A 15,452-nucleotide genomic window follows, 5' to 3' on the forward strand; every position below is an offset into this window, starting at 1 on the left:
GAACGCCTCGTAGGCCTTGACGGGCTCTTCGTCTTGCCGCTCCCAGGGCTCAGCCGTGATCGCGGCCACCGCTCACCTCCGGGTCGGTCTACTGGGTGTCGGCCGGGCGCGGGTCGGCGGCCAGGACGTCGAGGGCCCTCCACGGTTCGGCCTCGGGAACGCTGCCGTCCGCGATCAGGCGGTCGATGGCGCGGCGCAGCGCGGCCGCCGTCTCGACCGGAAGCTCGCGGGTGCCGAGGACGCTTTCGACGGGGGCCGTACCGCCTCGGGTCGGCTCGCCGGTGGCGGCGTCGAACCAGCCGTCGGCCAGCTCCCCCAGGTGGCGTTCGAACACGGCGAGGATCACGCCGAGCGCGGTGGCGGAGTTGCCGATCTTGTAGGCGGCGCGGGCGGTCTCCAGGGCGTCCAGCGTCGGCTCGTACTGGGTGAGGCCGGCCAGCCACCGCTGGTCGGCGCTCGCCGTGGACCGGGCGGCGTCGAAGGCTGCTTCGGCGCGCTCCAGCTCGTCGGGCAGGAACATGATCTGCACGGACGCGAAGTCGAGGTTCGCTTCGCCGAGACCGGTGACGTCGACCTTCTCCAGCAGGTCGAGCGCCTTGTCGTCGAGGCCGCTGTACTGCCGCCACTCGACGGCTTCGAGCTCGTCGTACAGCTCCTTGAGGATCGCCGGGTCGTCCTGGCCGACGATGGCGTTGTGGGAGAGCTGGAGGGCGATCTGCCGCTGCCGGGGCAGCGGCTCGGTGATCTCCAGCCAGCCGATGCGCCGCAGGTCCGCCTCGATGCTGGCCGCGACGCGGTGGTTCCCGGACAGGACGATCCGGTGGCCGGCGTCGTTCCAGACGAGGGGGGTGGAGGTGAGGCAGCCGTCCCGCTTGATGTTCTCGACCAGCTGCCGGAACTGCTCGTGGGGCATGAACCGCGCGTTGACGTCGAGGAGCGTCAGGTCCCTCGGGTCGCCTTCGACGTAGACGGGGCGGGCAAGCTGCTGCTCGGTCACTGGGGGTTCTCCAGGGCGTAGCCGGTGCGGCGCGGGCGGCCGGTCCGGGTGGTGGAGGTGGGGTGGAGGACGCTGGTTCGGATCCAGCGGGGCCGCTTGCCGGTGTCGGCGTCCACGATGTGGGCGGTGGCGTGGCCGGGGATGTGCGACTCGATCCGGATGCGGCGGCCTTCGTCGAGCGGGTGGCAGGCGACGTAGGTCTGGCCGGGCAGGATCGTCATGGCGTGTTCTCCGGGGTGTTGGGGGTGGGGGTGCCCCACCTCGTGGTCCAGGTGGCGTACGCGGTGGCGAGGTCGTGTTCGCCCATCGCGCCCTGGTACTGGAGCTGGAACTTCCAGGCGTCGTCGGTCGCCGGGCTGCGCTTGGTGAGGCGCAGCAGCCCGCGGTACTTCATGGACACCGGGTTGTTGCTGAACGCGGTGGTGCTCACGGCCCGGACGCGGCGGGAGAAGGCCCGCTGGCAGAGGAGCTGCGCCTCGGCGCTGGTCGCGGCGAGGACGATCAGCTTGGACAGTCGGGGGTAGTCGGTGGGCGCCACGGCGAAGTCGGACAGCAGGTACACCTCGTCGGGGGTGTAGGTGCTGGGGGACATCGCGAACACGCCGATGATCCGGCCGGCCGCCTTCACGGCGACGGCGAGGTTCGCGGCGCCGGGCGCGATCCTCGGGTTGAGGTAGCGGGAGCGCAGCGCGTTGAACTGGCCGGGCTTGAGGAGGGAGAGGGTGAGCGGCCCGTTGATCTCCTCACCGCGGCGCAGCCGGGGCACGGTGACCGGGTCGATGGGCTGGCGGGGGGCGACGATCCGGGTCGGGGCCTTGGAGGCGTAGACGTAGAACGGCGCGGCCCTCGGGGTGGCCTTGATGACGCCGCGCAGGTGGGGGCGCAGCTCTTCGACGTCATGGTTGGAGGCGGTGAGCCAGTAGGGCCGGTCGGTGATCGCGCCGAGCACGCTGACCACGTCGTCGTCCGAGAGGGGCGCGTACTCGGGGGCGTCCCAGTCGAAGTGGGTGTTCAGGGGCTCGTAGAGCTTCTCGTAGCCGCCGCCGTAGAAGGGAGGGAAGCTGCACACCGGGGCGTCGCTGGGGACCGCCTGGAGCCAGGACCGGACGTCTTCGGCCTGGTAGGAGGAGAGTTGGAGGTCGGTGCGGCCCAGCTTCTCGGTGGTCTCGGTGTGCATGGCCTGCCACTGCTCCCGGTAGGAGCGGACGACCCGCTGGTGCCACAGGCCGTCCCGGTCGACGGAGGCGAGGAAGCGGGTGCCGAGCATGAGGGTGGCGACTGTGCCGACGCCGTCGTCCAACGACTCTTCGAGCCAGCCGAGTTGTTCCCTGGACTCGTCGCGGAGTCGGATGCCGACGGGCTGGCTGGTGAGCCACCGTCCGATGGCGGTGGTGTAGATGGAGACGTCGGAGGAGTGGAGGGCGAAGCCCAAGTCGGCGATGGACCGTTCGATGGTGAAGTTCCCGCAGCACGGGACGTAGACCGGGCCGGCGGGCCACTGCCGGGCGGTCTCGCGCACGATCGAGCGCATCGGGCCGGGGATCGTGCCCTGGAACATGCGGTCCTCCCGGGGGTGAACGTGGAAGCGCCCGGTCCGGGGGTGGGGTCCGGGCCGGGCGCTGTGTTGGAACCTAGCACACTTCGATCATTTTAGATTTGAATCGTGCAACCTATCTCTTTGTCGCCGTCGACGCCGAAAAGAGGATCGGTGCCGACGGCATCGGTGCCCTCACCCGCCAGAAGGACGTCTTGCACGGGCGGCACCTCGTAGCCGTAGTCCTCGGGCCCGAAGTCCAGCCAACTCGGCCGGCCGCTCACAGGAAAGTGCCCTGCTCGTACGGGCTGGGGCCGGCCACCGGGCCGAGCTCGCGAACCTGGTCGCCGGTGACCTCCAGCCACCATTCCGCGAAGATCCGCCGGTGGCACCACTCGTCCGGCTTGGCGAGGTCTTCGAAGCAGAGGAGCACCAGGCGCTGCTCCCCTTCCCGTTCGGCGATGGCGCCCAGCCGCTCGGCGATGCGGTGCGCGCCGAGCACCGCCAGGTCCGCCCGGTAGGCGGCCGTGAACTCCGGCTGGGGCCTGGTGAAGTAGGCCGCGCCCGGCGCCAGCTCCGCCACGGTGTGGAGGAGCTGGTAGGGCAGCCGGAACCGCGGGGCGCCGCGCGTGATGCGCACCGGCACGCCCTGTTCGGGCCGGAACTGCTGGAACCTGGAGGTGAACAGCGTGATCGCCGGGTTCATTCTGGGGACTTCCTTTCGACAGAGACGGGGAGCCCGCCGCCGAGGCGACGGACTCCCATTTCCTATCCGTCGGGGATTCGGTGGAGGATCTTCTCCCGCCTTCCCCGAAGGGGGCCAGGGGGGTGGGCGACCGCGAGCCGCCCACCCCCCGGCCGTCACGCCTTGGCCGGCTCGGCCGCCTTCGCTTCCGGCTTGGGCTTCGGCGCCGCAGTCGCCTTGCGGGCGCGCGGGGCGGCGGGCTTGGGCTCCGCCTTCGCCGGCTCCGGCTTGGCCGCCGAGGCCGCCGTCTTCTTCGCGGCGTTGGTCTGGGCGACGGTCACCGCGGCCTCGTGGATGCCGTTGGCCTGCCGCAGGACGCGGCGGGCCATGGTCACCCGGTTGGCGAGCTTGTCGATCTCGCGCACGTACCGGGCGAGGTCGCCGCCGAGGATCTTGGCCAGCTCCTCCGGCTTGTGCTTGGTCAGCTCGTCCAGGAGCGGCATGATCGCCTCCACCTTGGAGAGCTTGTCGGCCGCCTTCGCCTTCTCCTTCTTCCGCTTGTCCTGCTCGTCAAGCGAGGGGCCCTCCTCGGTGATCAGCGAGGTCTGCTGCTCCGCCATCTTGAGGCCCTGGGCGAAGTTCGCGGCCTCGATCTCGCTGTCGAAGTCGCCGCGGACGTAGCGGTTGGCGGCAATGATCTGGTGCTGCGGGGACAGCTGGGCGATGTGCCAGGCCAGGTTCGGCTTGATCTCCCCCTTCTCGACCATGGCGGCGACCTCGGGGCGCAGGGTGAGAAGGCCGAGCCGCCACTTGATGTGGGTCTCGGTCTTGCCGAACTGCGCGCCGATCTTCGCGGCGTCCCAACCGAGCGCGGCGAGGTCAGCGTAGGCGCCGGCCTCCTCCAGGATCGTCATGTCGGCCCTGACCACATTTTCGGTGATCGAGAGGATATAGGCCTCGATGTCGTTCATGTCCTCGATGACCCTGGCCGGGATGTCGGCCAGGCCGGCGTCCTTGGCAGCCCGCCAGCGCCGCTCGCCCATGATGAGCAGGTAGGGAACGTCCTTGCCCTCGACCGGACGGACGGCGACCGGCTGGAGAACGCCGACCTGCTTGATCGATGCGACCAGCTCCTCGTGCTTCGCCTCGTCGAAGAACTTACGGGGCTGCTCCGGGTTCGCCATGATCTGGTCGATTTCGATCTGCTTGAACATTTCCTGCTCCCTCTCTCCGCCCCGGCATTGCCGGTGGCTTTCAACTTGATACTTATATCTTAGTCGCATTCACCTCTAATGCAATAAGAAATGGAAAGGGAATTCGGGAATTACCTTATTTGAATTCAGGGCTCATTTCGCATTCATCGCCCTCGCGGTGGCACCGGTAGGCGGCGCCCCCGCCCACGACGACCCGGCGGCACGAAGGGCACGCCCGACTCCAGGCCTCCGGCGGCTTCGGGGCCGGCGGGTGGCGACGTCCGGCGACTGCGGCCCGGCATCGCGCTCGCAGTGCCGCTTCCAGCACCGCGCGGTGCTCCTCCGCGTCGGGGTCCACCTCGACCGCCGTTGGCCCGGGGCGCAGAGCCGGGGCGGGGCGCAGGGCTGCGGGGTACGCCTCGGCGAGGAGTCGGGCGAGCGGGCCGTACCGCTCCCGCAGCAGGCGCGCGTAGAAATCCGGGTCGTCAATGTCAGTTGAATGGGCAACCATGTGACCCCTCATGCGTCTACGAATGAGAAGGCCCGCCCTCGATCGATCCGGGGGCGGGCCTGGGGTCGACGGTGCCGCGCCATCAGCCGACCCGCGTTGGCGCGGTGGGCTCCTCGCAGGCGGGGCGCGGGGGGTCGACCGCCTGCGAGGAGAGCTGATGGCGCGGCACTGCCGGCCGCCCCCGCCTGCGAGACGCGGCGGGGTCGACACTTGGAAGCTAGCACGCTCGATTCAGTCGTGTCACCTATCTTCACCGACAGGTGGACTTAGTTCGGTTCTCCCACCTGACGCTGAGACCCCGGGGGCGTCACCACCAGGGCATCAATGACGTTGCGCGCTGCCGACCACGCGTCCCCACCGCCGCCGGTCAGCACATTGGGCCGCTCCCTCGCAAGTTCCCGTATCCGCTCGGCGTCCAGCTCCACCACCAGAGATCACCCTCCCCAACGAGCCGACCGCCTGTGGCTGGGCGCCGGCATCCCTCGGCGCGCAGCGACCCACCCAGCGGCGCCACGCCTCCCCACCTTGAGGATCTTGCGGGGACGTGAAAGAAGTGTCAAGTTAATCGCATAAAGTGACCACACGTCGGCAGGCGGGGCTGGCACTGGGGAGCAGGCGCGTGCACGCACGATGGGGGGACGGGGAAGACGATGGCGCTGGATCAGGACGCCGCGGCCGAACCGACCCTGGCCGGCAAGCTGTTACTGCTGCTGCGCCTTCGCCGTTCACCTGACGGTCACATCCCCAGCGCCCGCGACGTCTCGAACTGGTCGACCGAGCCAGGCCACCTGCGCCCGGCAATCTCGCACACCCAGACAAACGACCTGATAAACGGCCGGAACGCGAACCCGACGTCGGCTACGCTCACCGCACTGGCGCGCGCGCTCGATGCGCCGGCAGCGTTTCTCCTCCCCGGGTGGAACGACCTGACAGCTCTGCGCGTCCTCCACGAGCATGAGGCAGCCTGCGAAGCCGTGAGGCACATGGACGGCCTCGGGGTAGAGGACATGGCTCGAATCGTGGAGGCGGTAAAGCACATTCGCAAGGAGCGGGGGCTCCCGGCGTCCGTGCCCAAGGTCCCGGTGCCGCCTGCCGGAGTCGATCAACCACGCTGGGGCCGTCCCCGGCATCGACTGTCGTTCGCCGAGGCTGCCCAGCGGGCCGCCGACGACTTGGAAGGAATATGACTCCGTGGACGGGCTGATCTTCGGTGTCTGTGCAACGGCCACCGCGCTCGGGGCCGCGCTCTGCATCCGGTATGCCTACAGGCGCCGCAGCGAACCCACCTACCAGGTGGCGCGGTGGGCGCGCGTTGTTGCTCTGGGGGTCTGCTCCCTCGGCTCGCTGAGCGCCGTGCCCGCCGTCGCGGACATCATCAACGAGAGCATCGGCGTCCTGGCCGGTGCGAAACTCATTGCCCACCTCTGCGCGATCACCTTCTGCGCGTGCCTCCAGATCATGATCGTGGACTGGATGTACGAGCGGCCCTACATCTCCAGCGGTGTCTGGGCCCGGATCGCCCTCGTGACCTGCGTGATCGCCGCCCTGACCCTGCAGTTCTTGGCGACGAACAACCAGGGCCTGGAGTTCACGACCGACAACGCGGGCGAGCCGCACATCGCCGCCTACCTGCTGACCTACCTGGCGTTCACCGCAGTCGCCAGCCTGGAGATCGCCGTGCTGTCGGCCGGCATGGCCGTGCACTCGTGGCGGGGCCGCCGGATGGCCGGCGTGGGCCTGGCCCTGGTCGGGCTCGGCGGCGCTGCCAGCGTCGCCTACACCATCAGCAAGGGCGGCTACCTGATCGCCTACCAGCTGTCCCACCCATGGAACCTGGAGACGGAACAGGCGATCTCCTCGCCGCTCGCTGGCATCGGCGTCCTCCTCGTCGCCGCCGGCCTGTGCATCACGCTGGCGGGCAGTCGCCGAGCTGCGGTCCACCGGTAGTACGAAGCCGTTCCGGGGCGGTTAGGTGCGCGGGGCGGCGGGCTCGTCCCACACACGCCAGTCGAGAGCGACCCTGTCACCGTCGACGGTGCGCGAGCCCCGGCCGGCGGGGTAGATGGCGATACGGGCGAGCATCGCCCCGATGATCGCGCGCCTGGACCGCATGGGCGCGTGCTGCCACCATCGGATGAGGTCAGGCACCTCGGCTCTGGGCAGGAACTCCAGCTGATTGAGGAAGCGCAGGCGCTCGGCGTCCTCCTCGATCAGCCGGTCGAGGTCGCGCTGCGCCTCGTGGAGGCGGTTCACGAGCTCGCGGCGGGCCGCTTCGACGGTCGCTGGCACGGTGTCGTCCGCGGCTTCGCGCAGGACGGGGGACTTGCCGTACCGGGATTCCAGGGTTCGGCGAGCGGACCGGTTCTCGGCCAGGCGCTGCTCGATCGACGGGCGTTCGGCGAGCAGGGTGTCCCGGACCTGCTCGATGACCGCCTGGACCTCGGGCTTCGCAAGCTCGGCGAGGACGTGTTGGACGATGTAGGGCTCCCCCAGGTCGGCGGAGAGTCTGACCTTGCCGCAGCCGCCCGGGTGCTGCCGTGTGCTCGGTGCGCAGCGGTAGCCTCTCGTGCCGCTGTTGGACGGGGCCGAGCTGATCGGCGTCCCGCACAGCCCGCACACGAACTTGACCGCGTCCTCGCCGGTCAGCAGGTACTCGCGGTCTTCGGTCCTGCTGGCCGGGCGCTTAGCCTGGTTGTGCTGCTCCAGCTGTTCGAAGGTCTCGCGTGAGATCGCCCTCGGCTCGCCGACGTCGACAAGCTCGCCGTTCTCGTCTCGGGCCAGGCCGGCGATCGCCGGGTTCGCCAGGATCTCCGCCAGGGTTGCGGGTCGCATCCGGCCGCCCATCGTGGACCGGTGGCCCTCGGCGAATACCCAGTCGGCGATCTGCGGCCATGGTTGGTCGGCGAGGCGGCGGCTGGCGGCGTTCGCCAACACCGCCGCCTCGGCGTCGTTCAACCGCTTTCGCGCCGCGTCAGCGAACCCAAACAGCCTCGGCATGTTGATTGTCCTTTCAGGCCCATCGCCGAACCCGGCGCGCACCCTGCCAGCCAAATTAGGTTACACGGCTGCAAGGCAAGTCGTTACCTGTCGAGTCAGATCGTGACACATCAGGAAGCGATTTCGCGCGCAACTGTCACGCTCATCTCAACTCCGAGGTAGGTGCGCAACTCGGCCGTCGGCACCTTGATGGTCTGCCCCAGGGTCAGCAGCCGAACGGGGAACTCGTCGGCCTTGATCAGCTCGTAGGCCTTGTTCACCCCGATGTTCAACGCGCGCGCAGCGACCTGAACGCTTACCGCTGTCGGCAACGCCAGCAGCTCGGCCTCGCTCATGCCCTGCGCGGTGTCCCTCGACTGGACACGCTTCGCGCCGCTCTCGGTCATCTCAATCCGCCGTTGTCTCCCCCACGCCAGCGTCCTTGCAGCATACAGAGCTGTCTTACAACCCGCGCAACCTAGTGATCAACCGTGAGCAAGAAACGGGATCACGCTTCACCGGTGATCCCGGCAGGCAGAAGCATCACGATCAACAGCGCAGGGGAAGCAAGTGGCCAAGCGCAAGCCGGTCTTCAAGGGCACCACCTATCGCCGGTGCGGCTGCAAGGGCGCGGTGATCGATGACGCGGGCAACCCGGAGTTCGCCGCCGACGGGCAGCCCAAGCTCCGCGCGCTCGGCGACAACTGCCCGGAACTTCGGAAGCGGGACCACGGATCCTGGTACTACTACGTCGAACTGCCGCCGGGGCTCGACGGGAAACGCCGGCGCCCCCGCAAGGGCGGCTTCGAGTCGAAGACCAAGGCCGAGGAGGAGGCCACCAAGCTGTGGCTGCTCGCCCACGACGGCGTGGACGTGCTCTCCGACGAGACCGCCGAGGAATTCCTGCGTCGCTACCACGCCGAGCGCACCGACCTGAAACGGTCCACCCACAACGACTACGGGGACTACATCGAGCGGGTCTACATTCCCGCCTTCGGCAAGGTCAAGATGCGAGACCTGAGCATCGTCCACATCAAGGCGATGTTCCGCGGCATTGCCGAACAGAACGTCGTGCATCAGAAGAACCAGGACGACGCAGACGCCGCCCTGGTGGCGGAGCGCGCGGCGCACGCAGCGTGGAAGGTCGGCGGGCCCCGGAAGGACCCTGCCCTGCGAGCCAGCTGGAAGGCCGCGCAGGCGGCGCTGAAGGCTGCCCGCGCGAAGCCACGTCACATCACTGGGCCAGGGACGCAGTTGAAGCTGAAAAACACCCTGAGCGGAGCGTGCAAGGCGGCGATGGTCGAGGGCCTGATCGCCGAGAACCTCACCGTCGGCATCGTCCTCCCGAAGTACGTCCGGCCCAAGCCTCTCGTCTGGACCCCAGCCCGGGAGAAGGCGTACCGGGAGACCGGCAAGATACCCGGCCCGGTCATGGTCTGGACGCCCGAGCAGGCCGGCCACTTCCTCGACCTGGTCACCGGACACCGCCTCTACCCGTTCTTCCACCTCATGGCGTTCCGGGGGCCCCGCCGCGGGGAAGCACTCGGGCTCGGCTGGGCCGAAACAGACCTCGACGTGCACGGCACCGTCAACATCATCGAGCAACTCGTCACGGACTCGGTCGAGGTCTGGGAGGACACCCCCAAGAGCGAGAGCGGCGACCGCACCATCACCCTCGACTCCGAGACATGGCGGCTGCTGCTCGCCTGGAGGCAACGCCAGCAGGCGGAGCGGGAGGAATGGGAGAAGAACGACGTGAAGGCGTGGACGAACTCCGGGAAGGTCTTCACACAGGAGGACGGCACGCCCTACCACCCGGACACCGTCTCGCAGATCTTCGACCGCCTCGTCGAGAAGCACGACCTGCTGCCGATCAACCTCAAGGACCTGCGGGCGCTGGCGGCGTCGCTGTCGCTGGCGGCCGGGCTCGCCATGAAGGCGATCCAGGCCCTGCTGGGCCACGCCTCGTACAACCTCACCGCCAACACCTACACCGCCCTCATGCCGCAGTTCGACCGCGCCAACGCCGAGGCCCCCCTCTCCATCGTTCCCCGCGCAAGCACGACAGGTCTCCCCGAAGCATCTGGCGACGAGGTCCTCGACTCCGTGATGGAGATGCTGCGGACCCTGGCGCCCAATGCCGGCACGCTGATCCCGAAGGTGGCCGCGTCCATCGTGGCGGTCGTGCGGGGCGCCGCTCCGGCCGACGAGCGGCCAGCAGGCACCGCCGAAGCTGCCCCGCCGACGGGCTCCGCGAGCGGACGCATCCCCCGGTCTGTCCCCACGGAGGAGGCCGCCTGACAGCGCGTCCCCACCTTGTCCCCACCGGACGCCAAAACCCCCTCCAGGAGACCCTGGAGGGGGTTTTGTCTAGACCAATTCACCTATCCGCAGGCCCCTGACCTGCGACGGAAGCGGAGCCCCCTGTCGGATTCGAACCGACGACCTTCGCTTTACAAGAGCGGTGCTCTGGCCAACTGAGCTAAGGAGGCATGGTGACCGTCCGCGACGTGGTCACGGCGGCACCGGGGGCAGTCTACCGGGCGGGGGTGGGGCGGTGGTGGCATATCCGGGGGTTGGGAGAGCGCGGGACGGAGGGGGCGGGCGTGATGGAACCGATGCCGAAATTCAGGTGGACCGGGGCTGACAAGCGGCGTAGGCGCAGGTAGCGTCGCCTGGAGTTGGTTCGCCCGGTGGTTCAGACCACTACCGGCGGGCCGGCGCACGACATCCACCTTTACTCGGATCGTCCGGCACGTTCCTGCCGGTGAAGGAGAGCACAGCCATGGCTTCTGTGACGTACGACAAGGCGACCCGTGTCTACCCCGGGGCCGACAAGCCCTCGGTCGACGGCCTGGACCTGGAGATCGCGGACGGTGAGTTCCTCGTCCTGGTCGGCCCCTCGGGTTGTGGCAAGTCGACCAGCCTCCGCATGCTGGCCGGCCTGGAGGACGTCGACGGCGGTGCCATCCGCATCGGCGACCGTGACGTCACGCACCTGCCGCCGAAGGACCGGGACATCGCCATGGTGTTCCAGAACTACGCGCTGTACCCGCACATGACCGTCGCCGAGAACATGGGCTTCGCGCTCAAGATCGCGGGCGTCAACAAGAGCGAGATCCGCACCAAGGTCGAAGAGGCCGCGAAGATCCTCGACCTCACCGAGTACCTCGACCGCAAGCCGAAGGCGCTCTCCGGCGGTCAGCGCCAGCGTGTCGCGATGGGCCGCGCGATCGTCCGCGAGCCGCAGGTCTTCCTGATGGACGAGCCGCTGTCGAACCTGGACGCCAAGCTCCGCGTCTCGACCCGCACCCAGATCGCCGGCCTGCAGCGCCGCCTCGGCATCACCACGGTGTACGTCACCCACGACCAGACCGAGGCGCTCACCATGGGCGACCGCGTCGCGGTGCTCAAGGGCGGCGTGCTGCAGCAGGTCGACACCCCGCGCAACATGTACGACCGGCCCGCCAACCTCTTCGTGGCCGGCTTCATCGGCTCGCCCGCGATGAACCTGATCGACGTCCCGCTGGTGGACGGCGGCGTGAAGTTCGGCGGCTCGGTCGTCAACATCTCCCGCGAGGACCTGTCCGGCGCCGGCACCGACAAGTCGGTGACCGTCGGCGTCCGTCCGGAGCACTTCGAGATCGTCCCGAGCGGCGGCATCGAGGGCGTCGCCGTGACGGTCAACGTGGTCGAGGAGCTCGGCTCCGACGGCTTCGTCTACGGCACCACCAAGCTCGGCGGCGAGGACAAGGACCTGGTCGTCCGGGTGCACGGCCGTCAGATCCCGGCCCGCGGCGAGACGATCCACGTCGTGCCGATCGCCAACGAGACCCACGTGTTCTCCACCAGCAGTGGCGCCCGCCTGAGCGGCTGAGCCCCGCGGTACCGCACCGGCCGGGCCGAGCGCCCGGGCCGGAGCGGTGCGGCACGGAGCCCCGTCGGACCACGCCCGGTCCGGCGGGGTTCCGTCGTTGCGGACCGCCAGCGGACCGGGCCCGCGCACCCTCCGCCGGTGCCGCTGTCAACACCGTGAAGGGACGAAACCGGACACGGTGTCACTCGATGGTGTAACGGAGGGCGATCCGGGCCGCACCCAGCGCTACTCTCCTGAGCGTGAAGCAGCTTGTTCGCCGCATCGGCCAGACGATCGCCCTGACCCTCCCCGTGGTCCTGGTGACCACCGGCACCCTCGCCGTGACGAGGGTCCCGTGGGCACCCCCGACCAGCCTGGACCAGCAGGTGGTGGCGGCGTCCAGCGGGGACGGCGCCGGCATCGGACGGGCCTCCGTCGGCAAGGCGCCGGACGGCCTCGCCCCGCAGGACGCGCTGCGGGTCGCCGTGCTGGACGAGCTGCGCGCCCACAACCCGGGCACCGCGCTGGACCTGCTGGAGCGCTCGATGCGCGAGCAGCCCGCGCTGACGCCGTACTGCTCCTCGCTCGCCACCGAGCTGGGCAAGGCGGCGGTGCGCAAGTACCAGGGCGACGTCCAGCGGGCGCGCTCCTACGCCCGCCCGGTGTGCGACGGCTCGTTCGCCTCGGGCACCGCCGGCTGACCGACAGCCGCGGCGCGGAACCGGCCGACGCCCACGGGCCGGCCGACACCCACGAGCGGGCCGACAGCACAACAGCGGCAGCCTCACCGCCCCCGCCCGGGCGCGCGCCTATTGTGCTGGCATGACCGCTGACCCCACGCCCCCGCCGGCGCCGCAGCCCCCCGCGCCCCAGCAGACCGTCGTCTCGCAGGCCGTCATCCTGGCCGGCGGCCAGGGCTCCCGGCTGCGGCCCTACACGGACGACCGGCCGAAGCCGCTGGTCGAGATCCCGGGAACGGGCACGCCGATCCTCGGGCACCAGCTGGCCTGGCTCGCCGCCGAGGGGGTCACCGACGTGGTGATCTCCTGCGGGCACCTGGCCGACGTCCTGGAGGAGTGGCTGGACCGGGCCGACCTGCCGTTGCGGGTCCGCACCGTGGTCGAGGCCGAGCCGCTCGGGCGCGGCGGCGGGCTGAAGTACGCCGCCAAGGCGCTGCCCCGGCCCGACGAACCCTGGTACGCCACCAACGGCGACATCTGGACCAGGTTCAGCCTGCGCGACATGGCCGCCTTCCACCACGAGCGGGGCGCCCTCGCGACGCTCGCGCTGGCCCGGCCGCGGATCCCGTGGGGCGCGGTGGAGACCGACCAGTTCGGGAACGTGCTGGACTTCATCGAGGCCCCGCCCTCGCCGTTCCTCATCAACGCCGGCCTGTACGTGTTCAGCCCGGACTTCGCCGAGCTGCTGCCGGACGTCGGCGACCACGAGCGGACCACCTTCCCGCAGCTGGCGCGCGGCAAGCGGCTGGCCGGCTACCAGCTGCCGCAGGGCGTCTACTGGCGGGCCATCGACACCGCCAAGGACCTCACCGAGGCTGCCAAGGAGCTCGCCGCCGGGGCCGGCCGCACGCCGTAGCGGCCCCCCTTGCCCCACCCCGAAGCCCGGGACGCCCCTGGGCGGCCCGCCCAGGCCCTCCCAGGCCCGCGCAGGCCCTCCCAGGACCCGACCAGGGCCCGCAGGGCTCCCCGCGGCCGGCGGCCGGACACCGCCGGGCACGGCCGGACACGACATCGGCCGGGTGCTCCCCCACGGAGCACCCGGCCGATGTCGTTCCCCCGAGGGATCCGACGGCCCGTCAGGTCGACGTCGGCGACCCCGGACGGGAGCTGCGCGCACCGCCGCCGGACAGCTCGGCCAGCGGCCCGCTGCCCAGCACCCCGCCCAGCAGCCCCGAGCCGGAGCTGCTCTGGCTCGGCCGGGGCGCCGTCCCCGAACCGCCCGGCGCCGGCGTACTGCGCTGCGCGGGGGACGATCCGGCCGGCGGCGCGGCGGCCGAGGGTGCGGCCGGTGCCGGGCTCGCGCCGCTCTCCGGCTTCGTCGACCGCGCCTTGCCGCTCGGAGTGGCCGTCGCGGCCTTCGGCGAGGCCGGGGCCGAGGGTGCGGCCGGCGGGGCGGAGGAGCTCGCCGCCGGCGAGGCGGGACGGGACGGAGCGGGCGAGGGCGAGGTGGACGAGCCCTGCCCGCCGGGGGCCGCGGAGGGCCCGCCGCTCGGCCAGACCGGCGTGCCGTAGTCGGTGGCCGGCCGGGACGGCGCGGGGTGCGGGCGGCCGCCGGTGCGGACCGCCGCGCCCAGCATCGACCCGAGCAGCAGGGTCAGGCCGACCACCACCGCGGTGACGACCGAACCCCGGCGCAGCACCCGGCGGCGGAGCGCCGCCGGCGCGTCGGAGCCGTACCGGCGCCAGGCCTCCAGGTTGAGCCGCCCGTCCAGCGAGCCGAACGGTGCTCCGGCGATCAGCAACGGGCTCCAGGCCGCCAGGAAGATCAGGTCGGGTGTGTCGTAGACCGGTACGGCCCGCCAGCTGACGGTGAACAGCAGCGCGGCGGAGAGCAGCATCGCGGCCCCGGCCGCGAGCCGCTGCCAGAGGCCGAGGACGGTCAGCACGCCGACCACGATCTCGGTGAACGACACCACCAGACCCGCGCCCACCGGGTGCGCCATGGCGAAGGTGAGGAGCGGTTCGGCGACCTTCCAGGGGTGCAGCGAGGAGAGCCACCGCATCATCGAGCCGCGCTCACCGCCGTCGAAGTACACCGGGTCGCAGAGCTTGCTGAACCCGGCGTAGACGGAGAGCGAGCCCAGGACGGCCCGCAGCGGCAGCAGCACCAGCCCGAGGTCGACCCGGCGGCCGGGGTACCAGGGCTGCTTGCCCTCGGCCGTCGTGGCGGAGACCTCGGGCAGCTCGCCGCTGGGTGTCCACCCCTGCGGCGCGCCGACCGGTCCGAGGCCGGCCTCGGTGGCGGTCCCGCCGCCCTCGCGCGGCTGGCGCGGGACGGTCCGGGCCCCCGTGTAGGAGGGGATGACCTGGGTGTCCGCGTCCGCCGCGGATCCGGGGCCGCGCCCGCCGACCCCGGCCGGCGCGGGCACGCCGGTGAGCCGGACGGCCTCCAGCAGCCGGGTGGCCGCGAGGTCCCCGGGGGGTGCCTGGCCGGTCCAGGTGACGGCGGTGACCCGGCCCTTGCGGCGCGGCGCTCCCGCGCCGCCGGCCCCGGCCAGGGCCGGCACGGCGGAGACGGGCACGACGACCTGCGGGGTGACCAGCGGACGACGGATCAGGCCCTGGGTGGCGTAGGGGTCGCCGAACGCGGCGCCGGTGGACAGCAGTCCGGCCGGAGCCTCGATCAGCGGCGCCACCGGGGTGCCGAGCCGGAGCCGGAAGCTCGCCTGGGTGCTGCTGAGGCGCGCGGGGTCGGACGGCACCTTGACGGTGTTGAGGCCGGGGCCCGCGTCTATCCCGGTGCTGCCGCCGCCCAGGAGGGGGCGCCGAGGTGTTCTGGTGTCCACACCCGTCTAACCGGGTGACACCCGGTTAGGACACTCTCCCGGGTGGATGTCCGGCACCGACTTGAAGTGATCATGAGAAAAGCGATCGGGCCCGGTCGGGCCCGATCGCTTTCCCCCGGATTGCGGGCGGGCTGCGGAGAAAACCGAACTCCGCCTGCGCCGCGCCGCCCGGGT

At 70.8% G+C, this 15,452-nt stretch carries 14 protein-coding genes and 1 tRNA gene; 6 read left to right on the plus strand and 9 right to left on the minus strand.

Features of this window, described 5'->3' with window-relative positions:
• Positions 1 to 88 precede the first annotated feature (88 nt).
• The 5 genes from OH807_RS18680 to OH807_RS18700 all read right to left on the minus strand — a co-directional run bounded on the left by OH807_RS18680 (position 89) and on the right by OH807_RS18700 (position 4,430).
• Positions 89 to 997, minus strand: a complete 909-nt coding sequence (locus OH807_RS18680; RefSeq protein ID WP_406200123.1) for a hypothetical protein — start codon at positions 995 to 997, stop codon at positions 89 to 91.
• A complete protein-coding gene (locus OH807_RS18685; protein WP_406200126.1) occupies positions 994 to 1,218 on the minus strand; it encodes a hypothetical protein in 225 nt (74 codons plus the stop codon). The genes OH807_RS18680 and OH807_RS18685 overlap by 4 nt, the downstream gene beginning before the upstream one ends.
• Complete coding sequence (locus OH807_RS18690; protein ID WP_406200127.1) at positions 1,215 to 2,555, minus strand: hypothetical protein; 1,341 nt, start codon at positions 2,553 to 2,555, stop codon at positions 1,215 to 1,217. The genes OH807_RS18685 and OH807_RS18690 overlap by 4 nt, the downstream gene beginning before the upstream one ends.
• Before the next feature lie 256 nt (positions 2,556 to 2,811).
• Positions 2,812 to 3,237: a hypothetical protein gene (locus tag OH807_RS18695; RefSeq protein ID WP_406200128.1), complete on the minus strand. Its 426-nt coding sequence runs from the start codon at positions 3,235 to 3,237 to the stop codon at positions 2,812 to 2,814.
• A gap of 155 nt (positions 3,238 to 3,392) precedes the next feature.
• Complete coding sequence (locus OH807_RS18700) at positions 3,393 to 4,430, minus strand: ParB/RepB/Spo0J family partition protein (protein ID WP_406200130.1); 1,038 nt, start codon at positions 4,428 to 4,430, stop codon at positions 3,393 to 3,395.
• Between the two features lie 1,140 nt (positions 4,431 to 5,570).
• Between OH807_RS18700 and OH807_RS18705 the strand changes: the two genes are divergently transcribed.
• Both OH807_RS18705 and OH807_RS18710 read left to right on the plus strand, forming a co-directional pair.
• Entirely contained in the window at positions 5,571 to 6,107 is a 537-nt protein-coding gene (locus OH807_RS18705; protein ID WP_406200133.1) for a hypothetical protein, read from the plus strand.
• A 4-nt stretch (positions 6,108 to 6,111) separates the two neighbouring features.
• Complete coding sequence (locus OH807_RS18710) at positions 6,112 to 6,867, plus strand: hypothetical protein (RefSeq protein ID WP_406200136.1); 756 nt, start codon at positions 6,112 to 6,114, stop codon at positions 6,865 to 6,867.
• Positions 6,868 to 6,888: 21 nt separating this feature from the next.
• Here the strand turns inward: OH807_RS18710 and OH807_RS18715 are convergent, their stop codons facing one another.
• Complete coding sequence (locus OH807_RS18715) at positions 6,889 to 7,917, minus strand: hypothetical protein (protein ID WP_406200139.1); 1,029 nt, start codon at positions 7,915 to 7,917, stop codon at positions 6,889 to 6,891.
• 110 nt (positions 7,918 to 8,027) lie between these two features.
• On the minus strand, positions 8,028 to 8,303 hold the full coding sequence (locus OH807_RS18720; RefSeq protein ID WP_406200142.1) for a helix-turn-helix domain-containing protein: 276 nt from the start codon (positions 8,301 to 8,303) through the stop codon (positions 8,028 to 8,030).
• Between the two features lie 163 nt (positions 8,304 to 8,466).
• On the opposite strand from OH807_RS18720, the gene OH807_RS18725 reads away from it, so the two are divergent.
• Positions 8,467 to 10,197 carry a tyrosine-type recombinase/integrase gene (locus OH807_RS18725; RefSeq protein ID WP_406200145.1) on the plus strand — a complete coding sequence of 577 codons (1,731 nt, stop codon included), beginning with the start codon at positions 8,467 to 8,469 and terminating at the stop codon, positions 10,195 to 10,197.
• 117 nt (positions 10,198 to 10,314) lie between these two features.
• Here the strand turns inward: OH807_RS18725 and OH807_RS18730 are convergent.
• A tRNA-Thr gene (locus OH807_RS18730) sits at positions 10,315 to 10,388 on the minus strand.
• A gap of 293 nt (positions 10,389 to 10,681) precedes the next feature.
• Between OH807_RS18730 and OH807_RS18735 the strand changes: the two genes are divergently transcribed.
• The 3 genes from OH807_RS18735 to OH807_RS18745 all read left to right on the plus strand — a co-directional run bounded on the left by OH807_RS18735 (position 10,682) and on the right by OH807_RS18745 (position 13,348).
• Entirely contained in the window at positions 10,682 to 11,773 is a 1,092-nt protein-coding gene (locus OH807_RS18735; RefSeq protein WP_406200147.1) for an ABC transporter ATP-binding protein, read from the plus strand.
• 239 nt (positions 11,774 to 12,012) lie between these two features.
• On the plus strand, positions 12,013 to 12,453 hold the full coding sequence (locus tag OH807_RS18740; protein WP_406200149.1) for a hypothetical protein: 441 nt from the start codon (positions 12,013 to 12,015) through the stop codon (positions 12,451 to 12,453).
• Between the two features lie 121 nt (positions 12,454 to 12,574).
• The gene (locus OH807_RS18745) at positions 12,575 to 13,348 is read left to right on the plus strand and encodes an NDP-sugar synthase (protein WP_406200151.1); all 774 of its coding nucleotides are present in this window, start codon (positions 12,575 to 12,577) and stop codon (positions 13,346 to 13,348) included.
• A gap of 220 nt (positions 13,349 to 13,568) precedes the next feature.
• Here OH807_RS18745 and OH807_RS18750 read toward each other — a convergent pair whose 3' ends face one another.
• Entirely contained in the window at positions 13,569 to 15,194 is a 1,626-nt protein-coding gene (locus OH807_RS18750; protein ID WP_406200154.1) for a DoxX family membrane protein, read from the minus strand.
• Positions 15,195 to 15,452: the final 258 nt, after the last annotated feature.

Origin of the sequence: Kitasatospora sp. NBC_01560, from assembly GCF_045208415.1 — a bacterium.
Taxonomy (GTDB): Bacteria; Actinomycetota; Actinomycetes; order Streptomycetales; family Streptomycetaceae; genus Kitasatospora.

Bases quoted from the DNA above. Each gene is read 5' to 3' on its own strand.
- OH807_RS18720 (WP_406200142.1), bottom strand. From the start codon at position 8,303: ATGACCGAGAGCGGCGCGAAGCGTGTCCAGTCGAGGGACACCGCGCAG.
- OH807_RS18695 (WP_406200128.1), bottom strand. From the start codon at position 3,237: ATGAACCCGGCGATCACGCTGTTCACCTCCAGGTTCCAGCAGTTCCGG.
- OH807_RS18705 (WP_406200133.1), top strand. From the start codon at position 5,571: ATGGCGCTGGATCAGGACGCCGCGGCCGAACCGACCCTGGCCGGCAAG.
- OH807_RS18745 (WP_406200151.1), top strand. From the start codon at position 12,575: ATGACCGCTGACCCCACGCCCCCGCCGGCGCCGCAGCCCCCCGCGCCC.
- OH807_RS18700 (WP_406200130.1), bottom strand. From the start codon at position 4,430: ATGTTCAAGCAGATCGAAATCGACCAGATCATGGCGAACCCGGAGCAG.
- OH807_RS18715 (WP_406200139.1), bottom strand. From the start codon at position 7,917: ATGCCGAGGCTGTTTGGGTTCGCTGACGCGGCGCGAAAGCGGTTGAAC.
- OH807_RS18690 (WP_406200127.1), bottom strand. From the start codon at position 2,555: ATGTTCCAGGGCACGATCCCCGGCCCGATGCGCTCGATCGTGCGCGAG.
- OH807_RS18685 (WP_406200126.1), bottom strand. From the start codon at position 1,218: ATGACGATCCTGCCCGGCCAGACCTACGTCGCCTGCCACCCGCTCGAC.
- OH807_RS18735 (WP_406200147.1), top strand. From the start codon at position 10,682: ATGGCTTCTGTGACGTACGACAAGGCGACCCGTGTCTACCCCGGGGCC.